This window comes from Enterobacter cloacae complex sp. HYC033_NIDB (assembly GCF_056673335.1).
Genome location: NZ_CP115123.1, coordinates 4,298,809 through 4,323,365 on the forward strand (window position 1 = coordinate 4,298,809; position 24,557 = coordinate 4,323,365).

A 24,557-nucleotide genomic window follows, 5' to 3' on the forward strand; every position below is an offset into this window, starting at 1 on the left:
TTCTGAGAATTTCCTGATGGCGCTGTTAATCACCAAAAAATGCATCAACTGCGATATGTGCGAACCCGAATGCCCGAACGAGGCGATTTCGATGGGCGACAGCATTTATGAGATTAACAGCGACCGCTGCACCGAATGTATCGGCCACTATGAGACGCCGACCTGCCAGAAGGTGTGCCCCATTCCCAATACGATCTTAAAAGATCCGGCACACGTCGAGAACGAAGAACAGCTGTGGGATAAGTTTGTCCTGATGCACCATGCGGACAAAATTTAACTTTCGATAATCACCGTCGCACAGGCGTAGTGGCGTTCATCGGCAAGCGTTACGTGCATGTGCGCCACGCCCAGCTTTTCCGCCAGCTTAAGCGCCTCGCCCCATAAACGCAGACGTGGCTTACCCAGCTCATCGTTAAACACTTCAAACTGGTTAAACGCCAGGCCGTTACGAATGCCCGTGCCGAACGCTTTCGCCGCCGCCTCTTTTACCGCGAAACGCTTTGCCAGAAAGCGCACCGGCTGTTGATGCGCCTCCCAGATAGCCCATTCGTTATCGCTCAGCACGCGTCTTGCGAGGCGATCGCCGCTCCGGGCGATCACCGCTTCAATGCGGGCTATTTCAACGATGTCGGTGCCTAAGCCCAGAATAGCCATTACTGACGCGCTTCCAGCATCAGGCGCTTCATCTCGGAAACCGCTTCTTTCAGACCGCTCATCACCGCGCGGCCAATGATGGCGTGGCCGATGTTCAGCTCGTGCATTTCCGGCAGGGCAGCGATGGCTTTTACGTTGTGATAGGTCAGGCCGTGACCGGCGTTAACCTTCAGTCCCAGGCTCGCGGCGTAGGTTGCCGCTTTGGCGATTCGCTCCAGCTCTTTCGCCTGCGCTGCATCGTTTTCGGCATCGGCATAGCAGCCGGTGTGAATTTCAATATACGGCGCACCCACGTCGGCAGCGGCTTTAATCTGGGTGAAATCGGCGTCGATAAACAGAGAAACCAGGATACCGGCATCCGCCAGGCGTTTGCAGGCATCGCGCATTTTGTCGAGCTGCCCGGCCACATCCAGACCGCCTTCGGTGGTCACTTCCTGACGCTTTTCCGGCACCAGGCAGCAGAAATGCGGTTTGGTCTCGCAGGCAATCGCCAGCATCTCTTCGGTGACCGCCATCTCCAGATTCATGCGGGTGTCCAGCGTCTGACGCAGGATGCGCACGTCCCGGTCGGTGATGTGGCGACGATCTTCACGCAGGTGAACGGTAATGCCGTCGGCGCCAGCCTGCTCAGCGATAAACGCCGCCTGAACCGGATCGGGATACGCGGTACCGCGTGCATTACGTAACGTGGCGATGTGATCGATATTGACGCCTAACAGTAATTCAGCCATGACAATCCTCGGTATTTTTGTTCATTTACCTTCTCCCTCTCCCTCCGGGAGAGGGCTGGGGTGAGGGGTAAAACATTAGCGTTTCGGCATAAACTGCCTGAATAATTCGCGGCTCTTTAAAGGTTTGCCCCCAAGATACGGCTTGAGCGCAATTCGGGTAAAGCGTTTTGCCGCACGCAGGGTGTCGGCGTCCGGGAACTCGCGTTCATACAGTGCTCTGAGCTGGCGCCCGGTAAAGGTGCTGTTATCGACGACGACACTGGCAATAAAGCCCTTTTCCTCACGATAGCGATAGGTCATGGTATCTTCTACCTCGTCGCCGCTTCCCGCACAGTGCAGAAAATCAACGCCGTAACCAAGGTGCCCGAGCAGAGCCAGTTCGAAACGACGCAGCACAGGCTCAGGGGTGCCGGTTGCGCCAGCAAGTGCCTGAATACAGTGCAGGTAATCAAAGAAAAGTTCAGAGAAGCGGGTCTCATGTTCAAGAACCCGTGAGATGAGTTCGTTAACATACAAACCGCTGTAGAGCGTGATACCAGAAAGAGGAAGCGCCAGGGAGACGGCTTCAGCACTGCGCAGGGTTTTGACTTCCCCTCGCCCGCCAAAGCGGACCAGCAGCGGGGTGAAAGGCTGCAAGGCACCTTTCAGATTAGAACGTCTGGAACGTGCGCCTTTGGCAACAAGGCGCACGCGACCGGACTCTTCCGTGAAGACGTCCAGCATCAGGCTGGTTTCGCTCCAGGGACGACTATGCAGGACAAAGGCGCGCTGCCATCCATCCATATGCTCGTCGTCTTAGGTTACTGATCTTCGCCGTAACCGAGGCTGCGCAGCGCACGCTCATCATCGGCCCAGCCAGATTTCACTTTCACCCACAGTTCCAGGTGAACCGGTGCTTCAAACATGTCCTGCATGTCTTTACGGGCTTCGATTCCGATAGTTTTGATCTTGGCGCCTTTATTGCCGATCACCATCTTCTTCTGCCCTTCACGCTCAACGAGGATCAGACCGTTAATATCGTAGCCGCCACGCTCGTTGCTCTGGAAACGCTCGATCTCCACCGTCACAGAGTACGGCAGTTCAGCGCCCAGGAAACGCATCAGCTTCTCACGGATGATTTCAGACGCCATAAAACGCTGAGAGCGATCGGTGATGTAGTCTTCCGGGAAGTGATGAGTCGCTTCCGGCAGATGCTTGCGCACGATACCCGCGATGGTATCAACGTTCAGACCCGTTTCCGCAGACAGCGGGACGATGTCCAGGAAGTTCATCTGGCTGCCCAGCCATTGCAAGTGCGGCAGCAGATCGGCTTTTTCCTGCACGTTGTCCACTTTATTGACTGCGAGGATCACCGGCGTTTTGCCGTCGCGCAGCTTGTTAAGGACCATTTCGTCGTCCGGCGTCCAGCGGGTGCCTTCCACAACGAAAATCACCAGCTCTACGTCGCCAATGGAGCTGCTCGCCGCCTTGTTCATCAGACGGTTGATGGCGCGCTTCTCTTCCATGTGCAGGCCCGGTGTATCGACGTAGATCGCCTGATACGCGCCTTCAGTATGGATACCGACAATGCGGTGACGCGTGGTCTGCGCCTTACGCGAGGTGATGGAAATCTTCTGCCCAAGCAGATTATTCAGCAGGGTGGATTTGCCAACGTTCGGACGTCCGACGATGGCAATAAATCCGCAATAGGTTTTGTCGATGCTCATTCCAGCTCCAGCATTTTTAACGCCTGTTCGGCGGCAGCCTGTTCAGCCTTACGACGGCTTGAACCCGTGCCGACCACCGGTTCACTCAGGCCACTGACCTGGCAATGGATGGTAAATTCCTGATCGTGGGCTTCGCCACGCACCTGCACCACCAGATAGGATGGCAGCGGCAGATGACGACCCTGCAAATATTCTTGCAGACGCGTTTTAGGATCTTTTTGTTTATCGCCCGGGCTGATTTCGTCCAGGCGGGTCTGATACCAGTTAAGGATCAGCTTTTCTACGGTCTGGATATCGCTGTCCAGGAACACGCCACCGATCAATGCCTCGACCGTATCGGCAAGGATGGATTCACGACGGAAACCACCACTTTTCAGCTCACCTGGCCCCAGACGCAGGCATTCACCCAGCTCAAACTCGCGTGCGATTTCAGCGAGGGTGTTGCCGCGCACCAGCGTGGCGCGCATGCGGCTCATATCACCTTCGTCCACGCGCGGAAAACGATGATAAAGCGCATTTGCAATCACAAAACTTAAAATAGAGTCGCCTAAAAACTCGAGACGCTCATTATGTTTGCTGCTGGCACTGCGATGGGTTAATGCCTGTTGCAACAACTCCTGATGATGAAAAGTGTAGCCCAGCTTCCGTTGAAGCCGATTAATTACGATGGGGTTCATGCGATACCAATAAATGAATGCGTCAAAAATGCAGCACACGAAACCGACCTGAGAAAACCAACGCGGTTTCGTGTGCCGTGGCACCCTTGCAGGGCCAACCTTAAACTTCGGGGGAATATTCTATACACAACGACAGGGGATGTCGTTAGTTCAAAGAGATTTATCGCTGAAATAATTCACGTAGCGGCGAATAAAAGCCGCTACGTGTTATTTTTGGCGAAAATTAATGAATTCCGCCAATACGATTCAGGCGAACGCCGGTCGGCCACTCGCCTTCTTGCTTCTCAAAACTCATCCAGATAGCGGTTGCTTTACCGACCAGATTCGCTTCCGGCACAAAGCCCCAGTAACGGCTGTCCGCAGAGTTATCGCGGTTGTCACCCATCATGAAGTAGTGTCCCGGCGGCACAATCCAGGTCGCCAGCTGTTGGCCTGGCTGCTGGTAGTACATTGCCAGCTGATCCTGTGCGATGGGCACGGTCAGAATGCGGTGAGTAACATCGCCCAGCGTCTCTTTGCGTTCAACCAGACGAATGCCATTCTCTTTGGTTTCACCTTTTGGCACCTGGAAGAATCCGCTGGTCGCTTCACCGCCGTTACGGCGGGCGAAGGTCTGCACAAAATCAGCTGGCTCAACGTTGGAGTAAGTGACTGGCAGCGCATTTTCACATGCGGTGCCAGAGCTACAGCCTGGCTGAATGGTCACCTCTTTCGCCACCGGATCGTAGGTCACTTTATCGCCCGGCAGACCTACCGCGCGTTTAATATAATCCAGCCGCGGATCTTCCGGATATTTAAACACCACGATGTCGCCACGTTTCGGATGACCCGTTTCGATCAGCGTTTTCTGGTAGATCGGATCTTTGATGCCATAGGCAAACTTCTCAACCAGAATGAAATCACCGATCAGCAGCGTTGGCATCATCGATCCTGACGGGATCTGGAACGGTTCATAGATAAATGAACGCACCACCAGCACAATCGCCAGCACCGGGAATACCGATGCCCCTGTTTCCAGCCAGCCCGGTTTTGGGCCGACTCTTTTCAGGGTTTTCGCGTCCAGCGCATCGCCCGTGGCTGCCTGCGCGGCAGCCTGACGTTCACGGCGTTTTGGGGCGAAGATAAACTTATCGAGGCACCACAACAGACCTGTCACCAGGGTAGCGATGACCAGGATCAGGGCAAACATGTTCGCCATGCCAACTCCTTAAGGTTATTTACCGTTACCGTCTTTACCAACATGAAGGATGGCAAGGAATGCTTCCTGCGGCAGCTCAACGTTACCGACCTGCTTCATACGCTTCTTACCTTCTTTCTGCTTCTGCAACAGCTTTTTCTTACGGCTGACGTCGCCGCCGTAGCACTTAGCCAGAACGTTTTTACGCAGCTGCTTCACGGTTGAACGGGCAATGATGTGGTTACCAATGGCCGCCTGAATCGCAATGTCAAACTGCTGACGCGGGATCAGATCTTTCATCTTCTCAACCAGCTCACGACCACGGTACGGTGCGTTATCGTTGTGGGTGATCAGCGCCAGCGCATCCACACGCTCACCGTTGATCAGCACGTCCACACGAACCATGTTCGAGGCCTGGAAGCGTTTGAAGTTGTAGTCCAGCGACGCATAGCCACGGGAGGTAGACTTCAGACGGTCGAAGAAGTCGAGCACCACTTCTGCCATCGGAATTTCATAGGTCAGCGCCACCTGGTTACCGTGGTAAACCATGTTGGTCTGCACGCCACGCTTCTCAATACACAGGGTGATCACGTTACCGAGGAACTCCTGCGGCAGCAGCATGTGACACTCTGCGATTGGCTCGCGCAGTTCCTGAATATTATTCAGCGGCGGGAGCTTGGACGGGCTGTCGACGTAGATCACCTCTTTCGATGTGGTTTCTACTTCGTAGACAACCGTCGGGGCGGTGGTGATCAGATCCAGATCGTATTCACGCTCCAGACGTTCCTGAATGATCTCCATGTGCAGCAGACCGAGGAAGCCACAGCGGAAGCCAAAGCCCAGCGCCGTTGAGCTTTCTGGCTCGTAGAACAGGGAGGCATCATTGAGGCTCAGCTTTCCGAGCGCATCGCGGAAGTTTTCGTAATCGTCAGAGCTGACCGGGAACAGACCCGCATAAACCTGCGGTTTCACCTTTTTGAAGCCTGGCAGCGCTTTATCTGCCGGGTTACGTGCACCGGTCAGGGTATCACCCACCGGCGCGCCGAGGATGTCTTTAATGGCACAGACCAGCCAGCCCACTTCGCCGCATTTCAGCTCGGTACGGTCAACCTGTTTTGGCGTGAAGATGCCCAGACGGTCAGCGTTGTAGACCTGGCCGGTGCTCATGACCTTGATTTTGTCGCCTTTACGCATGGTGCCGTTTTTAATACGCACCAGCGAGACAACGCCGAGGTAGTTATCAAACCAGGAGTCGATGATCAGCGCCTGTAGCGGCGCATCCGGGTCGCCTTCCGGCGGCGGAATATCACGCACCAGACGTTCCAGTACGTCCGGAACACCGACACCGGTTTTCGCCGAGCAGCGCACTGCATCGGTCGCATCAATACCGACGATGTCTTCAATCTCTTCCGCTACGCGCTCAGGATCGGCGGCTGGCAGGTCGATTTTATTCAGAACCGGCACCACTTCAAGATCCATTTCCATGGCGGTGTAGCAGTTTGCCAGCGTCTGGGCCTCTACGCCCTGCCCGGCATCCACCACCAGCAGCGCGCCTTCGCAGGCCGCCAGCGAGCGTGACACTTCATAAGAGAAGTCAACGTGCCCTGGGGTGTCGATAAAGTTCAGCTGATAGGTTTCACCATCGGAAGCTTTATAGTCGAGCGTCACGCTCTGCGCTTTGATGGTAATACCGCGTTCGCGTTCCAGGTCCATGGAGTCCAGAACCTGGGCTGCCATTTCACGATCAGACAGGCCACCGCAAATCTGGATAATACGGTCAGACAGCGTCGACTTACCGTGGTCAATGTGAGCAATGATCGAAAAGTTACGTATGTTCTTCATATAGTTAAATAATTATGCCTTACGAATTCCTGGAGGCCGCTGTTCTTAGCCTGACGTTTTTCAGTGCGAAAACGCAGCATTCTACACTACATCCTCGTCAGCTGGAAATGCACTTAGAGCCAGGTATAGCGCGAAGAGACGGCGTTTTCTTTATTGCGATGTAAATAATAATAAAGCCCGGCAGATTACCGGGCCTCAGAAGAGAGCGTCTCAACACGAAGTTGGTCGGGTGCCAGTGCAACGCTGAGGATAACGGGCTGCCACGCTTCCCGGGCGGCAAGCCTTGGGGAAACGCCTTTAGCAAGCCAGAACCCGCCCACGCCGCCCAACGCGGCACCGCACATGGCGGCCAAATCTGTGCCGAACAGCATCTGGAAAACCCCGCCCATCACGAACAGACCTGCCAGCGGAGAAAGGTAAACCAGCATGGCGGAAGTGAGCAGGCTACCTTCAGCGATGCCCAGCTCCACTTTTTGCCCTGCCACCAGCGGCTGATCGCTCGGCACAGCAATAGTGTGCGACGTTTGCGGCCCCAGCTTATTCAACACGCGGCTGCCGCAACCGGCTCGCGAAGCGCAGCTGCTGCATGATGCTTTAACGTCACAGCTGACAAGCGCTACGCCATCCTGCCAGGATACGACCGTGGCCCACTCTTTAATCATTGCGCAGCCCTGAATTTAATGCTGTCTGAAATACGTTTTGCCGTTGGCGGCGGTAATTCACCGACAATGGTAATTTCCGCATTATCGCGCACCGTCGTGCTGACCGTCCGGCGACCGGTACGGAGCATCTGTTCGGAACTGTTCGCCGTAGCGCGATTGATATTCACCGAGAAGCTAAACAGCCCATCGGAATAGAGTCGCGACTCAACCGGTGTTTCGATGGTTGGGAGCTGGCGACGGCTGCTGGAAACTTCGCTGAACCCTTGCGGGATCCAGGATGGTACCCAGTTAAAATTGACAGAATCGCCGGCAGGCACGGAAAGCAAAGGAGGCAGGCTGGCTTTGGCCAGATTCTGCATGCTGTTGCCAACCTGACTGTTCACATCGAAGGAGATCACGCGGAACTGCTCCAGCGTCTCACCGTCGCGATCGAGCAGATCAACGCGCATCGGCAGCTTCGTCTCTGCGTCAATCCAGACGATATAGCTGTAACGTGTCCCATCCCGCGCAACAACGCGGATCACTTCGCACAGCCTGTCGGCAATACGCGTTCGCCCCACCGAGATAAAATCATAGTAGGGGGCGAGACGTTTAAAATCGGTGTAAATGAGCGACGGCAGGGAGTCAACGATGTAGTCACCATTGAGCGTAAACGGCTCAAGGCCAGGCTCGAAATAGCTGATTTCGTTCCCACGCTGGACCACTTCCCGACGCGGGCCATCCATCTGTAAAAGCTGGGCGAGCGGCTGGTTATCAAGGCGGGCGTGGCGATAGCGTAACGATTCGACACCCTGCTTATTGATGCTGATAAATGCCAACTCGTAATTGAGTGACTGGCTGGCCAGGTTCATTTGCTGCAACAACGCCCCGGATGAAACATCAGCCGAGGCGTTAGCAGAGAAGAACAGGCTACCCGCCATCAAAGACATGGCGAACCAAAGTTGCTTCATTACTGCGATTGCGTTCCTAAAGTTTGGTTTCCTGGCACCTGCACAGCAGCCTGCTGGGTTTGGGCCTGCTCAAACTGAAGCTGCTCGGAGTGCAGACGGCGCTGCAACTCGTAATCCTGCAACATCGCATTAATGCGACGGCGCTGCTCCTGTACCTGCTGTTGCTGTCCGCCGCTTGCGGAGGCATCTGCCGGTACGCCCAGGCTAACCGGGCTGGCTTTACCCATCATCGGCAGCGTATTGAACACTGGCGCTTCAGGCTGCTGATTGGCTTCAGACTGAGTATTATAGTGCTGGACCCCAACGATAACTGCAAGCGATACGCACGCAGCGACCCCCATTTGGGTGAGCTGGCTGGCCCATGGACGCACCTTGTGCCAGAACGGCATTTTCTGCCATTGGTGAGGTGCAGGCTGCGCTTCAGGAATCAGCGGCGTGGTCTGATGAACAGGTTCGTTCTCAATGGCCGCCATAACGCGTGCTGAGATATCGAAATGGAGAACCTCGCTGGTATCACCGCGCAGAGAGTCGCGGATAAGATGATAGCTCTCCCAGGTCTGTTGCATTTCGGGAGAATGAGACAACTCATCGAGCAGCTCATTATCCAGCGTTTCACCATCCATTAAAGCGGAAAGTTTTTCTTTCTGCATGCCTAATACCTTTTCCAGTATCCCGCTATCGTCAACGCCTGATAAGCGGTTGAACTTTATTATCAATGGCTTCTCGCGCACGGAAAATTCGTGAACGAACCGTGCCGACCGGACAATCCATGATGGCGGCTATCTCTTCATAGCTTAGGCCATCCAGCTCCCGTAACGTAATTGCCATGCGTAAATCTTCCGGGAGCGACTCGATCGTGCGAAAAACGATTTGTCTCAGTTCTTCTGACAACATTAAGTTCTCAGGGTTCGAAATTTCTTTCAGCGCGCCGCCACTTTCGAAGTTTTCTGCGTCGATAGCGTCAACGTCACTTGAAGGCGGACGACGGCCCTGAGCAACCAAATAATTCTTAGCCGTATTGACTGCAATACGATACAGCCAGGTATAAAAAGCACTATCCCCCCGGAATGAATCCAGCGCGCGATAGGCCTTAATAAAAGACTCTTGCACCACATCAGGAACATCGCCTGACGGTACATAGCGGGAAACCAGACTCGCTACCTTATGCTGGTAGCGCACCACCAGTAGGTTAAAAGCTTTCTGATCTCCCTTCTGGACCCGTTCAACCAGGACCTGGTCCGTTAACTGCTCGCTCATCCGAGGTAATGTCTCCCCAAACCAAATTCCACGCGTTATCGAAACGCCACTCTAACAACATTGCACTTTGAGCAAGCACCGAATTAGAGTGTCTGTTCTTCAATAAGTTCCGTAACGCCTTTGTTTTTGTTCATCGCGCCGCAGACCGTTCATTTTCTCTCATTATAAGTCTGTTCACGATACGCACCCGCTTTCTGACAAGAATCATCAACTTTATCGTCAGAAGAGTAACGCAACACAGGCTTTATTTCACCACAAAATCTGAAGCTAACGATCTGCTTCGCAAAATATTTCCGGCCATTTAGCGCAGATTTAACTTCTGGCCTTCCGTTTAGTCATTGCAACACACAACAAAAAAAACGTGCGATATCTCGCATCACAATGCTATTCTCCCCACACCATGTTTAGTAAATTAAACAAACATCATGAACACGACGCCTGAACTTCATTGTGATGTACTGATCATCGGCAGCGGTGCTGCCGGCCTATCCCTCGCACTGCGCCTGGCGGAACATCAGAACGTAATCGTGCTGAGTAAAGGGCCGATGAGCGAAGGTTCCACCTTCTATGCACAAGGCGGTATTGCCGCCGTGTTTGATGAAACGGATAGTATAGCCTCGCACGTAGAAGACACCCTGATTGCCGGCGCCGGGATCGTGGATGAGCATGCGGCAGAGTTTGTCGCCAGCAATGCCCGCCACTGCGTGCAATGGCTTATCGATCAGGGCGTGCTGTTTGATACGCATGTTCAGCCTAATGGTGAAGAGAGCTATCACCTGACCCGTGAAGGTGGGCACAGCCACCGCCGTATTCTGCACGCTGCTGATGCAACCGGAAAAGCGGTTGAAACCACGCTGGTCAGCAAAGCCCTCAGCCATCCTAATATTCGGGTGCTGGAGCGCAGCAACGCCGTCGACCTGATTATTTCCGATAAGATTGGCCTGCCCGGCACGCGCCGTGTTGTCGGCGCATGGATGTGGAATCGGAATAAAGAGAAGGTGGAAACCTGCCAGGCAAAAGCCGTTGTGCTGGCGACTGGCGGCGCCTCCAAGGTTTACCAGTACACGACTAACCCGGATATCGCCTCCGGAGACGGTATCGCCATGGCCTGGCGCGCAGGCTGCCGCGTGGCGAATATGGAGTTTAATCAGTTCCATCCTACCGCCCTTTTCCACCCGCAGGCACGTAACTTCCTGTTAACTGAAGCGTTGCGCGGCGAAGGCGCGTATCTGAAGCGTCCGAACGGTTCCCGATTTATGCCGGACTTCGACCCCCGAGGTGAACTTGCCCCGCGGGATATAGTGGCCCGCGCCATTGACCACGAGATGAAGCGGCTTGGCGTCGACTGTATGTATCTGGACATTAGCCATAAACCGGAAGACTTTATTCGCCAGCACTTCCCGATGATTTATGAAAAGCTGCTGAGTCTGGGTATTGATTTAACCCGCGATCCGGTGCCGATTGTACCTGCCGCACACTATACCTGTGGCGGGGTGATGGTTGACGATCATGGTCGTACCGACGTGGATGGTTTGTATGCGATCGGCGAGGTCAGCTACACCGGCCTGCATGGTGCGAATCGCATGGCCTCAAACTCGCTGCTGGAGTGTCTGGTGTATGGGTGGTCGGCTGCGGAAGATATTACCAAACGCATGCCCTATGCACGTCCGACAACACACTTGCTGGCATGGGATGAAAGCCGGGTAGAAAACCCGGACGAACTGGTGGTTATCCAGCATAACTGGCACGAGCTGCGGCTTTTCATGTGGGATTATGTCGGGATTGTACGCACAACGAAGCGTCTGGAACGCGCGTTACGCCGCATCATGATGTTGCAGCAGGAAATTGATGAATATTACGCCAACTTCCGCGTTTCTAATAATCTGCTGGAGCTGCGCAACCTTGTGCAGGTTGCCGAGCTGATTGTGCGCTGTGCGATGATGCGCAAAGAGAGCCGTGGCCTGCATTATACGCTGGACTATCCCGAACCGCTTGAAATGTCCGGCCCGTCGGTGTTGACGCCGCAGGTTCACATAAACAGATAAAAGGCCTGGGTCAGGGCAGTGTAATCTTCGGAATAACGCTGGTCTGGCCCACGAATGACCATCCTGTCGATAAAGCATTCCCCCTCTTTCGGCGAGAGCGCCAGCAACACGCGGTGCGGTAAGCGTCCTTCCGTATCCGAAATATCGGTACGAAGACGCAGATTCCAGCCGATCCCCCGTGCGATCTCAATGAAGGTATTACCCGTGCTTTCAGGCAAGACCACGCAGAAAAATCCCTCTTCCGAGATGAGCTCCGCCGCACTGGTCAGTAGCGCCTTGTGATCGAGCGAGCCGGTGTAACGTGCCTGCTCGCGTTCCGGCGTTCCACATTCCACGCCTGGCGTGAAATAGGGCGGATTGCTGACAATCAAATCGTAACGCGCGGTTTGCTCCGGCGCCCAGGTCAGGACATCGGCGCATTCTACCCTGATGCGATCTGCCCACGGAGAGTCGGCAGCGTTTTCACTTGCCTGCCGGGACGCTTGAGGATCAAGCTCAACGGCGTCGATCGTGACGTGTTCTTCCGTTCGCTGCGCCAGCATCAGCGCCTGAAGTCCGCTGCCCGTACCAATATCCAGAATGCGTTTTACACCTGCGACAGGCGCCCATGCACCCAGTAAAATACCGTCTGTACCGACTTTCATCGCACAACGATCGTGCGCCACAAAAAACTGTTTAAACGTAAAACCATCGCGGCGCAACTGCGCTTTGAGTTGAGACATGTCAGGGCAACCTTCTGAGTGAAACTGGAGTAGCATAGGGGAAAGCGAAGTGGTCGAAAAGCGATATCCATACAAACAGATGAAGATTACAGCCGTAACGTCTATAATCAGCGCCCCACACAGAGGTAGAACATGACTGTAACGACTTTTTCCGAACTTGAACTCGATGAAAGCCTGCTCAATGCCCTTGAGAGCAAAGGCTTTACACGCCCGACCGCCATTCAGGCCGCGGCCATTCCGCCTGCGCTTGAGGGCCGCGATGTGCTCGGTTCTGCGCCAACCGGCACGGGGAAGACAGCAGCCTACTTGCTGCCTGTGTTGCAGCATTTGCTCGACTTTCCGCGTAAAAAATCAGGCCCGCCGCGCATTTTGATCCTGACCCCGACCCGTGAACTGGCGATGCAGGTTGCCGAACACGCGCGTGAGCTGGCGGCGAACACCCATCTGGATATCGCGACCATCACCGGTGGCGTAGCGTATATGAACCACGCCGAAGTGTTCAGCGAAAACCAGGATATCGTTGTCGCGACGACGGGCCGTCTGCTGCAATACATAAAAGAAGAGAACTTCGACTGCCGCGCGGTGGAAACGCTGATTCTCGATGAAGCTGACCGCATGCTGGACATGGGCTTTGCCCAGGATATCGAACACATCGCGGGTGAAACGCGCTGGCGTAATCAGACAATGCTGTTCTCGGCAACCCTTGAAGGGGATGCCATTAAAGATTTCGCCGAACGTCTGCTGGAAGATCCGGTGGAAGTGTCCGCTACGCCATCGACCCGTGAGCGTAAGAAGATCCACCAGTGGTACTACCGCGCAGATAACCTTGAGCATAAGGTTGAGTTGTTGAAACACCTGCTGAAGCAGGAAGAGGCAACCCGTACCATCGTCTTCGTACGCAAACGTGAGCGCGTGCATGAGCTGGCAGAAATGCTGCGCAACGCCGGCATTAACAACTGCTATCTCGAAGGTGAAATGGCGCAGGTTAAGCGAACCGAAGGGATTAAGCGCCTGACCGATGGCCGCGTGAATGTGCTGGTTGCCACCGATGTTGCCGCGCGCGGGATCGACATCCCGGACGTGAGCCACGTAATCAACTTTGATATGCCGCGCAGCGGTGATACTTACCTGCACCGTATTGGTCGTACCGGCCGTGCGGGCCGCAAAGGTATTGCTATCTCTCTGGTAGAAGCGCACGACCATCTGCTGCTACAGAAAATTGGCCGCTACGTTGAGGAGCCGCTGAAAGCTCGCGTGATTGACGGGCTTCGTCCGACCACACGTGCGCCGAGTGAAAAAATGACGGGTAAACCGTCCAAGAAAGCGCTCGCGAAACGTGCTGAGAGAAAAGAGAAAGAAAAAGAGAAGCCGCGCGTTAAACAGCGCCACCGCGATACCAAAAATATTGGTAAGCGCCGTAAGCCAAGTTCTGCTGCGCCAGAGACAAAAACTGAAGAGTAAAAAAAAGCCGGGACATTCCCGGCTTTTTACTCCACCCCCGAAGCTGAACTTTACAGGCTTTCAGTAAAGGTACGCGCGATAACGTCGCGCTGCTGTTCCGGGGTCAGAGAGTTGAAACGCACCGCATAGCCAGACACACGGATGGTCAGCTGCGGGTATTTTTCCGGGTGCTCAACGGCATCCATCAGCGTTTCGCGACGCAGGACGTTAACGTTCAGGTGCTGACCGCCTTCCACGCGTACTTCTGGTTGCACTTGCATTGGAATTTCACGGTATTCAATTTCGCCCAGTTTGCTCACCGGAACGATTTCGTCTTCCGCAAAACCTGCTTTCGCTACTACACAGCGCGCTTCGTTTTTCTCGCTGTCCAGCAGCCAGAAAGAGTTCAGCAGATCGTCATTTGCAGCTTTAGTAATCTGGATACCTGTAATCATGTGTTGCCTCCCTTAGGCTACATTAACTGATGCTGGCCTTTTGCGGCCAATTGGTAAAACCATTGTTTGTTGCGTGTATATATAACATTCAGACCTGGGTGATTTATTGATTTAAATCAATAAAACCACCAACCACACAAAGAGTGTGGTCTGTATTTTTTGTTTTAGATCAATTTTAAAGGTTTACCAATTCAACTTATCCTGCCTGGTTTTCAACATAAATTGAGACACTTAGCCTGCTTTTCCGCGGGTAATTTTGCTCATTGGGGTTTAACAGGTAAGCTAGACACAGAATGAGATTCGCAGGAGAGCGAGATGACAACACCTTTAACCTGGCATGACGTGCTGGCAGAAGAGAAGCAGCAGCCCTATTTTATTAACACCCTCAGTACCGTTGCGGCTGAACGGCAGGCCGGCCAGACAATTTATCCGCCGCAGAAAGATGTGTTTAACGCCTTCCGCTACACCGAACTGAGTGATGTAAAGGTGGTTATCCTGGGGCAGGATCCGTACCACGGCCCCGGGCAGGCTCACGGACTGGCATTTTCCGTGCGTCCGGGCGTGGCCATCCCCCCTTCTCTGCTGAATATGTATAAAGAGCTGGAAGTAACGATTCCTGGTTTCACCCGCCCTAATCACGGTTATCTGGAAAGCTGGGCGCGCCAGGGCGTGCTGTTGCTGAATACCGTATTAACTGTCCGGGCGGGTCAGGCACACTCCCACGCCAGTCTGGGATGGGAAACCTTTACCGATAAGGTTATCAGCCTGATCAATGAGCATCGTGAAGGCGTCGTGTTTTTACTCTGGGGTTCGCATGCCCAAAAGAAAGGGGCGATTATCGATCGTCAGCGTCATCACGTGCTGAAGGCACCGCACCCGTCGCCGCTGTCTGCGCATCGCGGTTTCTTTGGCAGTAATCATTTTGTTCTGACGAATGAGTGGCTGGAAAAGCGTGGCGAAAAGCCGATTGACTGGATGCCTGTGTTACCGGCAGAGAGCGAGTAGGGTTTGAATGTGCCGGGTCAGGCCCGGCACATAAAAGGCTTATGCCTTGTTCTGACGCCACCATTCCGCCAGCAGCACGCCGGTCGCAACGGATACGTTCAGGCTTTCAACGTTGCCTGTGCCGTCGATAGAGACGCTCAGGTCAGCGCTGGAGAGTGCCGCATCAGACAGACCATCACGCTCCTGACCTAACACCAGCACCATTTTGCGCGGCAGCGTCGCTTTAAACAGCGGCGTAGCGGCACGGCTTGAGGTGGTGACAATGGTGTAGCCCGCTTTACGGAATTTCTCCAGGGCTTCCAGCACGCTGTCGCCGGTGATCGGCTGAACATGCTCTGCACCGCCTTCCGCAGTACGAATCGCCGCACCGGATTCCAGCAGCGCGGCATCCTGCAACAGAACGCCTTTCACGCCAAAGTGCGCGCAGCTACGCATCATAGCGCCCAGGTTATGCGGGTTACCCACATCTTCCAGCGCCAGCACGCAGTCATCGGCATCCGCCTGGCTGACCCACTGCTGCACGGTAGTGCCGTTACGTTTTTTGATCAGGAAGCAGACGCCGCCGTGGTGTTCAGTCCCGGACGCTTTTGTCAGCTCGGCATCGTCAACCACGTGATAGGCTTTGCGGTTCGCCGCCATCCAGCGCAGCGCTTCTTTAAAGCGCGGGGTCACGCTCTGAATAAACCATGCACGAACAATACACTCCGGGCGGCTCTGGAACAGGGCCTGACAGGCGTTCTCACCGTAGACACGGGTCTCTTCCGCACGCTGACGACGCAGCACTTCCGGATCGATAAAGCTTTTTCCGCTGATACCGCCGTGATCGGCTTTTTCGGTCGCCTCTTCACCGGGCGCGCGAGAAACGGTACGCCATGGCGATCCACCGTCACGGACAACATCATCGCGTTTGCTATCGTCACGCTTACGGTCATCACGTTTGCGGTCATCGCCGCGGTTATTTCTGTCATCGCGGGCGGGGCGACGGCCACCGTCTGCACGAGAAGACGCCGGACGCCCGCCACCTTTTCCGGTACGCGGATTTTGGGTGCGTTTATCAGAGTCATCATCACTGCGGACATACATCACTTTGACCTTGCCGCTTTTGTTTTTCATTTCGTCGTTCATGCTTTTCTCCACCAGCGCTGCGCGAAGCGCGCAGATTACCCGATGTGCAAGCTCATAGCCATAATTTCGTACAAAAGCCTGTGACTATTGTTCCCATTGAATAAAACGCGTTGTCGTTTCATACAGGCTCACTGATAATATGTAACATATCAGAAACATTATCGGCGTTCTGCCGTTGTTCCACGGCTCTATCAGAGGTTAGTTATGAATACCGTATGTGCCAACTGTCAGGCTGTAAACCGCATTCCGGACGACCGGATGGATGACGGTGCGAAATGCGGGCGTTGTGGCCACGAATTATTTGATGGCGATGTCATTAACGCGACGGGTGCTACGCTGGACAAACTCCTCAAGGACGATCTGCCTGTTGTGGTCGATTTCTGGGCACCGTGGTGCGGCCCCTGCCGTAACTTTGCGCCCATCTTCGAAGACGTGGCTGAAGAGCGCAGCGGGAAAATGCGTTTTGTCAAAGTGAATACCGAAGCGGAACGTGAACTCAGCGCCCGTTTTCGCATTCGCAGCATTCCAACCATTATGATTTTCAAAAATGGTGAAGTGATCGACATGCTCAATGGTGCAGTACCGAAAGCGCCTTTCGACAGCTGGTTAAACGAATCCCTGTAACATTCGCGGGGCATACCTTGTGCCCCGTTCGCTCCTCTGCGAAAATGGGGTTTTTCCTGCCTTTTCGCCCATGACTGATAACGCTGTACTTCAATTACGCGCCGAGCGCCTTGCGCGCGCCACCCGCCCTTTTCTGGCCCGAGGCAATCGTATTCGCCGCTGTCAGCGCTGCCTTTTACCGCTGAAAGTGTGTCTGTGCGAAACGCTTGCACCGAGCGAGGCGAAAAGCCGCTTTTGTCTGGTCATGTTCGATACCGAACCGATGAAGCCCAGCAACACGGGGCGTTTGATCGCCGATATTCTGCCCAGCACCGCAGCGTTTCAGTGGTCGCGCACTGAGCCACCTCAGGCTCTGCTCGACCTGGTGGCAAGCCCGGACTATCAGCCCATGGTCGTTTTCCCGGCATCATATGCAGGCGAACAACGTCAGGTGCTTACGGCGCCACCATCCGGTAAGCCGCCGCTGTTTATTATGCTCGACGGCACCTGGACCGAAGCGAGAAAGATGTTTCGCAAAAGCCCTTACCTTGATGCGCTGCCGGTGATTTCCGTCGATCTGTCGCGCGTTTCGGCCTATCGCTTGCGTGAAGCGCATGCCGACGGTCAATATTGCACCGCTGAAGTCGCTATTGCGCTACTGGATCTGGCGGGCGATACCCAGGCGGCCGGCGCGCTGGGCTCCCACTTCTCCTGCTTCCGTGAACGTTATCTTGCGGGAAAAACCGTTCATAAGGGTAGCGTCACAGCAACAGAGACAGAAAGCGTTTAAAATCATCAGGTCGCTTGCATTCACGGGAGGCCTGCATGAGCCAGAGAGGGTTAGAAGCGCTACTCCGTCCGAAATCCATTGCCGTTATTGGCGCCTCGATGAAACCGGACCGCGCAGGGTATCTGATGATGCGTAACCTGCTGGCTGGCGGGTTTAACGGCCCGGTCATGCCCGTTACGCCCGCTTATAAAGCGGTACAGGGAGTACTGGCGTGGCCGGATGTGCAGAGCCTGCCTTTCGTTCCCGACCTCGCCGTGCTCTGTACACATGCGAAACGAAACCTCGAACTGCTTGAGTCGCTCGGTCAGAAAGGCTGTAAAACCTGCATTATTCTTTCCTCGCCTCCTGAACAGCAGCCCGAACTGCTGGCCTGCGCCAGCCGCTACCAGATGCGCATTCTTGGTCCAAACAGCCTCGGCCTACTTGCGCCCTGGCAAGGGCTGAATGCCAGTTTTTCCCCGGTTCCGATCCGTAAAGGCAAACTGGCCTTTATTTCGCAGTCGGCTGCGGTATCCAATACCATCCTCGACTGGGCGCAGCAGCGTGAGATGGGCTTTTCCTACTTCATCGCTTTGGGCGACAGCCTGGACATTGACGTCGATGAGCTGCTGGATTTCCTGACGCGTGACAGCAAAACCAGCGCTATCCTGCTCTACCTTGAACACCTGAGCGACGCCCGTCGTTTTGTGTCGGCGTCGCGTAGCGCATCGCGTAATAAACCGATACTGGTCATCAAAAGCGGGCGCAGCCCCGCGGCTCAGCGCCTGCTACATTCCCGTTCCGGGATGGATCCCGCATGGGATGCAGCGATCCAGCGCGCCGGTTTACTGCGGGTACAGGATACGCACGAGCTTTTTTCCGCCGTCGAAACGTTAAGCCACATGCGCCCCCTGCGTGGTGAAAAGCTGATGATTGTCAGCAACGGTGCCGCTCCCGCCGCCCTGGCGCTGGACGAGCTCTGGCTACGCAACGGCAAGCTGGCCACGCTGGGTGAAGAGACGCTACAGCGCCTGCGGGACGCGTTACCGGGAAGCGTTGTTCCCGATAATCCCCTCGATTTGCGCGATGATGCCAGCAGCGATCGTTACATTAAGGCGATCACGATTTTGCTGGATAGCCAGGACTTTGATGCGCTGATGATTATCCATTCGCCCAGCGCGGTTGCGCCAGGCAGCGAAAGTGCGCGTGCGCTGATTGAGGCAGTCCGAAACCATCCCCGCGGCAAATACGTTACCCTGCTGACCAACTGGTGCGGCGAGTTCTCCTCGCAGGAGGCACGGCGTCTGTTTAGTGAAGCCGGGTTGCCAACCTACCGTACCCCGGAGGGCACCATTACCGCGTTTATGCATATGGTTGAATACCGCCGCAACCAGAAGCAGCTGCGTGAAACGCCTGCCCTGTCGGGCAATCTCACCGCAAATTCGGTGGATGTGCACAGGCTTTTGCAGCAGGCCATCGAAGAGGGCGCCACTTCTCTCGACACACATGAGGTGCAACCCATTCTTGGCAGCTATGGGATGCAAACCCTGCCCACCTGGATTGCCGGCGACAGCGCTGAGGCGGTACATATCGCTGAGCAGATTGGTTATCCGGTCGCGCTGAAGCTGCGCTCTCCCGATATTCCGCACAAATCGGATGTGCAGGGCGTCATGCTGTATCTGCGCACCGCGACAGAAGTACAACAGGCCGCGGAAGCCATTATCGATCGCGTAAAAATGACGTGGCCACAGGCCCGGATCCACGGCCTGCTGGTGCAGAGCATGGCCAACCGTGCGGGTGCACAGGAGCTGCGCGTGGTTGTCGAACACGATCCGGTTTTTGGTCCGCTCATTATGCTGGGTGAAGGCGGCGTTGAGTGGCGGCCAGAAGAACAGGCGGTTGTCGCGCTTCCTCCTCTAAACATGAACCTGGCGCGTTATTTGATTATTCAGGCCATCAAAAGCAAAAAAATCCGCGGGAGAAGCGCTCTGCGGCCGCTTGATATCGCCGGATTAAGCCAGTTTCTGGTGAAGGTCTCCAACCTCATTGTTGACTGTGCGGAGATCCAGCGCCTGGATATCCACCCCCTTCTTGCCTCCGGAAATGAATTTACCGCGCTGGACGTGACGCTGGATATTGCGCCCTTTATCGGTGATCGGGAAAGCCGTCTCGCCATTCGTCCTTATCCTCTTCATCTGGAAGAGTGGGTGGAGATGAAAAATGGGGAACGGGCGCTGTTTCGCCCTATCCTGCCGGAAGACGAGCCGCTGCTGCGGGCGTTCATCTCGCAGGTGACGAAGGAAGATTTGTACTATCGCTATTTCAGCGAAATCAATGAATTTACCCACGACGATTTAGCCAATATGACCCAGATCGACTACGATCGAGAAATGGCGATTGTGGCGGTCCGCCGTTCCGGAGCGGGAGAGGAGATCCTCGGCGTGACGCGTGCCATTTCCGACCCGGATAACGTGGATGCGGAGTTTGCCGTACTGGTGCGTTCCGATCTTAAGGGTTTGGGGTTGGGCAGACGGCTGCTCGAAAAACTCATTGGTTATACGCGCGATCACGGATTGTCACGCCTGAATGGCATTACTATGCCAAACAATCGGGGTATGGTGACCCTGGCGCGGAAGCTCGGTTTTGACGTTGATATCCAGCTGGATGAAGGCATTGTCTCTCTGTCCCTCAGCCTGATTTCGACGGATAAACAAGAGTAAGCTGCTGGAAATGTTACCCACTTTTCGCGGCACTGGGGTATCATTGTCCGCTTATGTTGTTTGCCTGGTACAGACAACCCTTCAATGAACAGAGAAGAAACGCACTGTGATGTTGTCAAAATTTAAGCGTAATAAACATCAACAACACCTTGCTCAACTACCGAAGATTTCTCAGTCAGTTGATGATGTAGAGTTCTTTTATGCTCCCGCTCATTTCCGGGAGACGCTTCTTGAAAAGATTGCCAGCGCTACGCGACGTATTTGTATTGTGGCGCTCTATCTTGAACAAGATGAAGGTGGGCGTGCGATCCTGAACGCGCTCTATGAAGCGAAACGTCAGCGTCCAGAACTGGATGTTCGCGTGCTGGTTGACTGGCACCGTGCTCAGCGCGGCCGTATTGGTGCGGCTGCCTCGAATACCAATGCTGACTGGTATTGCCGCACGGCCCAGGAAAATCCGGGTATTGATATCCCGGTGTATGGCGTACCGGTGAATACCCGTGAAGCGCTTGGCGTTCTTCATTTTAAAGGATTTATCATTGATGACAGCGTCCTTTATAGCGGTGCCAGCCTGAATGATGTGTATCTCCATCAGCTCGATAAATACCGTTACGATCGCTACCATCTGATCCGCAATCCGCAGATGGCCGACATCATGTTCAACTGGGTTGATAAAAACCTGGTTCATGGCCGGGGTGTGCACCGTCTTGACGATCCTCATCGTCCGAAAAGCCCGGAAATCAAAAACGACGTTCGCTCCTTCCGCCAGGAACTGCGCGATGCGGTTTATCGTTTTCAGGGTGATGCCAGTAATGAAGAACTGTCCGTTACGCCTCTGGTAGGCCTGGGAAAATCCAGCCTGCTGAACAAGACCATCTTTCATTTGATGCCATGCGCTGAGCATAAGCTCACCATCTGCACCCCGTACTTCAACCTTCCCGCCGTTCTGGTGCGTAATATCATTCAGCTGCTGCGTGATGGTAAAAAGGTGGAAATCATTGTCGGGGATAAAACGGCAAATGACTTTTTCATTCCGGAAGATCAGCCTTTCAAGATCATCGGCGCACTGCCTTATCTCTATGAGATTAACCTGCGTCGCTTCCTGAGCCGTTTACAGTACTATGTGAACACGGACCAGCTGGTTGTGCGTCTCTGGAAAGATGAAGACAACAGCTATCACCTCAAAGGAATGTGGGTGGATGATGAGTGGATGCTGCTGACCGGTAATAATCTCAACCCACGCGCCTGGCGTCTGGATCTGGAAAACGCCATCCTTATTCACGATCCTCAGCATGCGTTAGCCGCGAAACGCGATCGTGAGCTGGAGCTTATACGCACGCATACTACAGTGGTTCGTCATTATCGCGATCTGCAAAGCATCGCTGATTATCCGGTGAAAGTTCGCAAGCTGATTCGCCGTCTACGTCGGATCCGTATCGACCGCCTCATCAGCCGCATTCTGTAATACACGAGCCCTGTCATCGACGGGGCTTTTTTATGGAGTCTGTTAATGCGTACGCCTTTCCTGATAATCCCTCTTTTCCTGACCGGTTGCAGCCATATGGCTAATGATAACTGGTCGGGTCAGGATAAAGCTCAACACTTTCTGGCGTCTGCAATGTTGTCCGCTGCGGGTAATGAATATGCGCTGCACCAGGGTTATAGCCGGGATCGAAGTGCCACAATGGGGCTGATGTTCTCCATCAGCCTGGGGGCATCAAAAGAACTTTGGGATAGCCGCCCCTCGGGAAGCGGCTGGAGCTGGAAAGATTTTGCCTGGGACGTAGCCGGGGCAACAACCGGCTACGCCGTCTGGCAGATGGCGCATTATTAAAGGCGGATCCCTTTTCCTTTACGATGCAGCATCAGGGAGACAATAAACGCCAGCGCCCCCATGATGGTGACATACCAGAAAAAGGTCGATTCACTGCCCCATGACTTAAGGGATAGCGCGACATACTCTGCCGAACCGCCGAACAGGGCGTTAGCGACCGCATAAGAGAGGCCTACGCCCAGCGCCCTCACCTGTGCGGGAAACATTTCCGCTTTCAAAATGCCACTGATTGCCGTGTAAAAACTAATAATAATAAGTGCCACCATAATCAAAGCGAAAGCGGCATACGGAGAGGTTGTATGCTGTAGCGCCGTCAAAAGCGGAACAGTCCCCAGGGTGAGCATGCCACCAAAGATCAGCATGGAGGTGCGGCGACCTATTTTGTCCGACAGCGCGCCAACAATCGGCTGGATGAGCATAAAGACCAGTAACGCCACCGTCATGACGACACTCGCAACGTTAGCATGCATGCCCGTGGTGTTGACCAGATATTTTTGCATATAGGTGGTGAAGGTATAGAAGCTTAGCGAGCCTGCGGCGGTAAAGCCTAATACCATCAAAAACGCTTTGCGGTTTCGCCACAGCCCTTTCATCGAACCGGCTTCTTTCAGCGCCCTGACCTCCTGCTGGGAGGTTTCATCAAGCTGACGGCGTAACCACAGCGCCACAACCGCCAGGGCAGCCCCCAGGGCAAACGGGATGCGCCAGCCCCAGGCGCGTAAATCTTCATCGCTAAGGATTTGTTGAAGGATCACCACAACCAGTAACGCCAGCAGCTGACCGCCAATGAGGGTTACATACTGGAATGATGCATAGAAACCTTTGCGCCCTTCAACAGCTACTTCGCTCATGTATGTCGCGCTGGTGCCGTATTCGCCACCCACTGACAGCCCCTGGAACAGGCGTGCCAGCAGCAACAACGCCGGTGCCCATGTTCCGATAGTGTCATATCCGGGAAGGCAGGCAATCACCAGCGAGCCGACGCACATCATGCACACGGAGATGAGCATGGATGTCTTGCGCCCTTTCCTGTCCGCGATCCTGCCGAACAGCCATCCGCCAATGGGACGCATCAGGAACCCGGCGGCAAAAACGCCTGCGGTTTGCAGAAGCTGCGTTGTGGTGTTCCCTGACGGGAAGAAGATATGTGCAAAGTAGAGTGAACAAAATGAATAGACGTAAAAATCAAACCACTCTACAAGGTTCCCCGATGAAGCTCCAACGATTGCCCAAACCCGACGGCGAGTATCCTTGCCTGCTAAACGTGTGTTATCCGTATCTGCACTGGCTACGGTTTCTGTCATTTTAAAATCCCCTGTCTCACATTGCGGGCCATTGCCCACAAACAGTAAAACCGGATTTAAAACGAATCGTTAGGTAAATAAAATGTTTCCAATATGTTTCATTGGATTTTGTGAACTCGATCAGGTATCGAATTATTAGCGGACGTAGTAATTATCCCCACGCTTGCTGGTGTGCCTTTTTTCGCTGCAAATAATCTTCATCGGCACGAATTTTATCCCACCATGTTTTGAACACCGCAGCGGCTTCTGCTTTTACTGGATCGTGATCGAGGGGTTTGACCTGGCGATTCTCATCATACTTTTTTCCGCCTTTATGATTGGCGTATCGTCGGGCACGGGTGTATCCCATCTGAATGAATTTACGCGCCATATCCATACCTACAAAATCGTTATTCCTGCGGTACTCTTCAAAGAGGGCGTAGATCTCTTCTGCCGAACGCGCTGCGACTTCAGCATTTTTATAACGCCAGTGCGGCAGGATTTCGCTTTTATAAGGCTCGACCATCAATACGCCCTGCTCACCCCGGCCCACCTGATACCGTTCGGGATGTTCGCGAAAATTAATATTGGCAAAATCTTGTTGATAATCAAAGGGACGAGTCAAAGCGGCACCATTGTTAAAATTGTTTTAACAATTGTAGGCCGGATAAGGGGAAGCCGCCATCCGGCATGTTTTCCACGTACAAAGCAAAAAACCCCGCACCTTACGGTACGGGGTTCTTCTTAATTGATGCCTGGCAGTTCCCTACTCTCACATGGGGAGACCCCACACTACCATCGGCGCTACGGCGTTTCACTTCTGAGTTCGGCATGGGGTCAGGTGGGACCACCGCGCTAAAGCCGCCAGGCAAATTCTGTTTAATCTGTATCAGGCTGAAA

25 protein-coding genes and 1 rRNA gene are annotated in these 24,557 nt (G+C 54.2%); 9 read left to right on the plus strand and 17 right to left on the minus strand.

What is annotated here, in order from left to right:
• Window positions 1-16: 16 nt before the first annotated feature.
• A complete protein-coding gene (locus O1721_RS20520) occupies window positions 17-277 on the plus strand; it encodes a YfhL family 4Fe-4S dicluster ferredoxin (RefSeq protein ID WP_003860704.1) in 261 nt (86 codons plus the stop codon).
• Here O1721_RS20520 and acpS read toward each other — a convergent pair.
• From acpS to rpoE, 11 genes are all read right to left on the minus strand, one after another.
• Entirely contained in the window at window positions 274-654 is a 381-nt protein-coding gene (acpS, locus tag O1721_RS20525; RefSeq protein ID WP_015572144.1) for a holo-ACP synthase, read from the minus strand. The genes O1721_RS20520 and acpS overlap by 4 nt on opposite strands.
• Window positions 654-1,385: a pyridoxine 5'-phosphate synthase gene (gene pdxJ, locus O1721_RS20530; RefSeq protein WP_015572143.1), complete on the minus strand. Its 732-nt coding sequence runs from the start codon at window positions 1,383-1,385 to the stop codon at window positions 654-656. The genes acpS and pdxJ overlap by 1 nt, the downstream gene beginning before the upstream one ends.
• A gap of 75 nt (window positions 1,386-1,460) precedes the next feature.
• The gene (gene recO / locus O1721_RS20535) at window positions 1,461-2,168 is read right to left on the minus strand and encodes a DNA repair protein RecO (RefSeq protein ID WP_015572142.1); all 708 of its coding nucleotides are present in this window, start codon (window positions 2,166-2,168) and stop codon (window positions 1,461-1,463) included.
• A gap of 17 nt (window positions 2,169-2,185) precedes the next feature.
• Complete coding sequence (era, locus tag O1721_RS20540; RefSeq protein ID WP_003860709.1) at window positions 2,186-3,091, minus strand: GTPase Era; 906 nt, start codon at window positions 3,089-3,091, stop codon at window positions 2,186-2,188.
• A complete protein-coding gene (gene rnc, locus O1721_RS20545; RefSeq protein ID WP_003860711.1) occupies window positions 3,088-3,768 on the minus strand; it encodes a ribonuclease III in 681 nt (226 codons plus the stop codon). The genes era and rnc overlap by 4 nt, the downstream gene beginning before the upstream one ends.
• A gap of 223 nt (window positions 3,769-3,991) precedes the next feature.
• Window positions 3,992-4,966 carry a signal peptidase I gene (lepB, locus tag O1721_RS20550; protein WP_032649119.1) on the minus strand — a complete coding sequence of 325 codons (975 nt, stop codon included), beginning with the start codon at window positions 4,964-4,966 and terminating at the stop codon, window positions 3,992-3,994.
• Window positions 4,967-4,981: 15 nt separating this feature from the next.
• Complete coding sequence (lepA, locus tag O1721_RS20555; protein ID WP_003860714.1) at window positions 4,982-6,787, minus strand: translation elongation factor 4; 1,806 nt, start codon at window positions 6,785-6,787, stop codon at window positions 4,982-4,984.
• Between the two features lie 185 nt (window positions 6,788-6,972).
• Entirely contained in the window at window positions 6,973-7,449 is a 477-nt protein-coding gene (gene rseC / locus O1721_RS20560; protein ID WP_006811609.1) for a SoxR-reducing system protein RseC, read from the minus strand.
• A complete protein-coding gene (rseB, locus tag O1721_RS20565; RefSeq protein WP_003860717.1) occupies window positions 7,446-8,399 on the minus strand; it encodes a sigma-E factor regulatory protein RseB in 954 nt (317 codons plus the stop codon). The genes rseC and rseB overlap by 4 nt, the downstream gene beginning before the upstream one ends.
• On the minus strand, window positions 8,399-9,049 hold the full coding sequence (gene rseA / locus O1721_RS20570; protein ID WP_015572138.1) for an anti-sigma-E factor RseA: 651 nt from the start codon (window positions 9,047-9,049) through the stop codon (window positions 8,399-8,401). The genes rseB and rseA overlap by 1 nt, the downstream gene beginning before the upstream one ends.
• Window positions 9,050-9,080: 31 nt before the next feature.
• A complete protein-coding gene (gene rpoE, locus O1721_RS20575; protein WP_006176728.1) occupies window positions 9,081-9,656 on the minus strand; it encodes an RNA polymerase sigma factor RpoE in 576 nt (191 codons plus the stop codon).
• A gap of 425 nt (window positions 9,657-10,081) precedes the next feature.
• Here rpoE and nadB point away from each other — a divergent pair, with 425 nt between their 5' ends.
• Window positions 10,082-11,701: an L-aspartate oxidase gene (gene nadB, locus O1721_RS20580; RefSeq protein WP_032649121.1), complete on the plus strand. Its 1,620-nt coding sequence runs from the start codon at window positions 10,082-10,084 to the stop codon at window positions 11,699-11,701.
• Here the strand turns inward: nadB and trmN are convergent.
• A complete protein-coding gene (gene trmN / locus O1721_RS20585; RefSeq protein ID WP_032649123.1) occupies window positions 11,686-12,423 on the minus strand; it encodes a tRNA(1)(Val) (adenine(37)-N(6))-methyltransferase TrmN in 738 nt (245 codons plus the stop codon). The two genes, nadB and trmN, sit on opposite strands and share 16 nt — an antisense overlap.
• Before the next feature lie 132 nt (window positions 12,424-12,555).
• On the opposite strand from trmN, the gene srmB reads away from it, so the two are divergent.
• Complete coding sequence (gene srmB, locus O1721_RS20590) at window positions 12,556-13,884, plus strand: ATP-dependent RNA helicase SrmB (RefSeq protein WP_017383554.1); 1,329 nt, start codon at window positions 12,556-12,558, stop codon at window positions 13,882-13,884.
• A 50-nt stretch (window positions 13,885-13,934) separates the two neighbouring features.
• On the opposite strand, the gene grcA is transcribed toward srmB, so the two are convergent.
• Complete coding sequence (gene grcA, locus O1721_RS20595; RefSeq protein WP_003860727.1) at window positions 13,935-14,318, minus strand: autonomous glycyl radical cofactor GrcA; 384 nt, start codon at window positions 14,316-14,318, stop codon at window positions 13,935-13,937.
• A 315-nt stretch (window positions 14,319-14,633) separates the two neighbouring features.
• Here grcA and ung point away from each other — a divergent pair, with 315 nt between their 5' ends.
• On the plus strand, window positions 14,634-15,323 hold the full coding sequence (ung, locus tag O1721_RS20600; protein WP_032649124.1) for a uracil-DNA glycosylase: 690 nt from the start codon (window positions 14,634-14,636) through the stop codon (window positions 15,321-15,323).
• Between the two features lie 39 nt (window positions 15,324-15,362).
• Here the strand turns inward: ung and O1721_RS20605 are convergent, their stop codons facing one another.
• Window positions 15,363-16,448: a tRNA/rRNA methyltransferase gene (locus tag O1721_RS20605; protein ID WP_032649127.1), complete on the minus strand. Its 1,086-nt coding sequence runs from the start codon at window positions 16,446-16,448 to the stop codon at window positions 15,363-15,365.
• 204 nt (window positions 16,449-16,652) lie between these two features.
• On the opposite strand from O1721_RS20605, the gene trxC reads away from it, so the two are divergent.
• From trxC to O1721_RS20630, 5 genes are all read left to right on the plus strand, one after another.
• Window positions 16,653-17,072 carry a thioredoxin TrxC gene (trxC, locus tag O1721_RS20610; protein WP_032649129.1) on the plus strand — a complete coding sequence of 140 codons (420 nt, stop codon included), beginning with the start codon at window positions 16,653-16,655 and terminating at the stop codon, window positions 17,070-17,072.
• 70 nt (window positions 17,073-17,142) lie between these two features.
• A complete protein-coding gene (gene tapT, locus O1721_RS20615) occupies window positions 17,143-17,841 on the plus strand; it encodes a tRNA-uridine aminocarboxypropyltransferase (RefSeq protein ID WP_032649131.1) in 699 nt (232 codons plus the stop codon).
• Between the two features lie 35 nt (window positions 17,842-17,876).
• Window positions 17,877-20,540, plus strand: coding sequence for a bifunctional acetate--CoA ligase family protein/GNAT family N-acetyltransferase (locus tag O1721_RS20620; protein WP_032649132.1), 2,664 nt, complete (start codon window positions 17,877-17,879; stop codon window positions 20,538-20,540).
• A gap of 109 nt (window positions 20,541-20,649) precedes the next feature.
• Complete coding sequence (gene pssA, locus O1721_RS20625; RefSeq protein ID WP_026094276.1) at window positions 20,650-22,005, plus strand: CDP-diacylglycerol--serine O-phosphatidyltransferase; 1,356 nt, start codon at window positions 20,650-20,652, stop codon at window positions 22,003-22,005.
• 45 nt (window positions 22,006-22,050) lie between these two features.
• The gene (locus O1721_RS20630) at window positions 22,051-22,374 is read left to right on the plus strand and encodes a YfiM family lipoprotein (protein ID WP_003860739.1); all 324 of its coding nucleotides are present in this window, start codon (window positions 22,051-22,053) and stop codon (window positions 22,372-22,374) included.
• On the opposite strand, the gene O1721_RS20635 is transcribed toward O1721_RS20630, so the two are convergent.
• From O1721_RS20635 to rrf, 3 genes are all read right to left on the minus strand, one after another.
• Window positions 22,371-23,678, minus strand: a complete 1,308-nt coding sequence (locus O1721_RS20635; RefSeq protein WP_032649137.1) for an MFS family transporter — start codon at window positions 23,676-23,678, stop codon at window positions 22,371-22,373. The two genes, O1721_RS20630 and O1721_RS20635, sit on opposite strands and share 4 nt — an antisense overlap.
• Window positions 23,679-23,829: 151 nt before the next feature.
• Window positions 23,830-24,282 carry a DUF4385 domain-containing protein gene (locus O1721_RS20640; RefSeq protein WP_017692863.1) on the minus strand — a complete coding sequence of 151 codons (453 nt, stop codon included), beginning with the start codon at window positions 24,280-24,282 and terminating at the stop codon, window positions 23,830-23,832.
• 128 nt (window positions 24,283-24,410) lie between these two features.
• Window positions 24,411-24,526 (minus strand): 5S ribosomal RNA (gene rrf, locus O1721_RS20645).
• Between the last annotated feature and the right edge of the window lie 31 nt (window positions 24,527-24,557).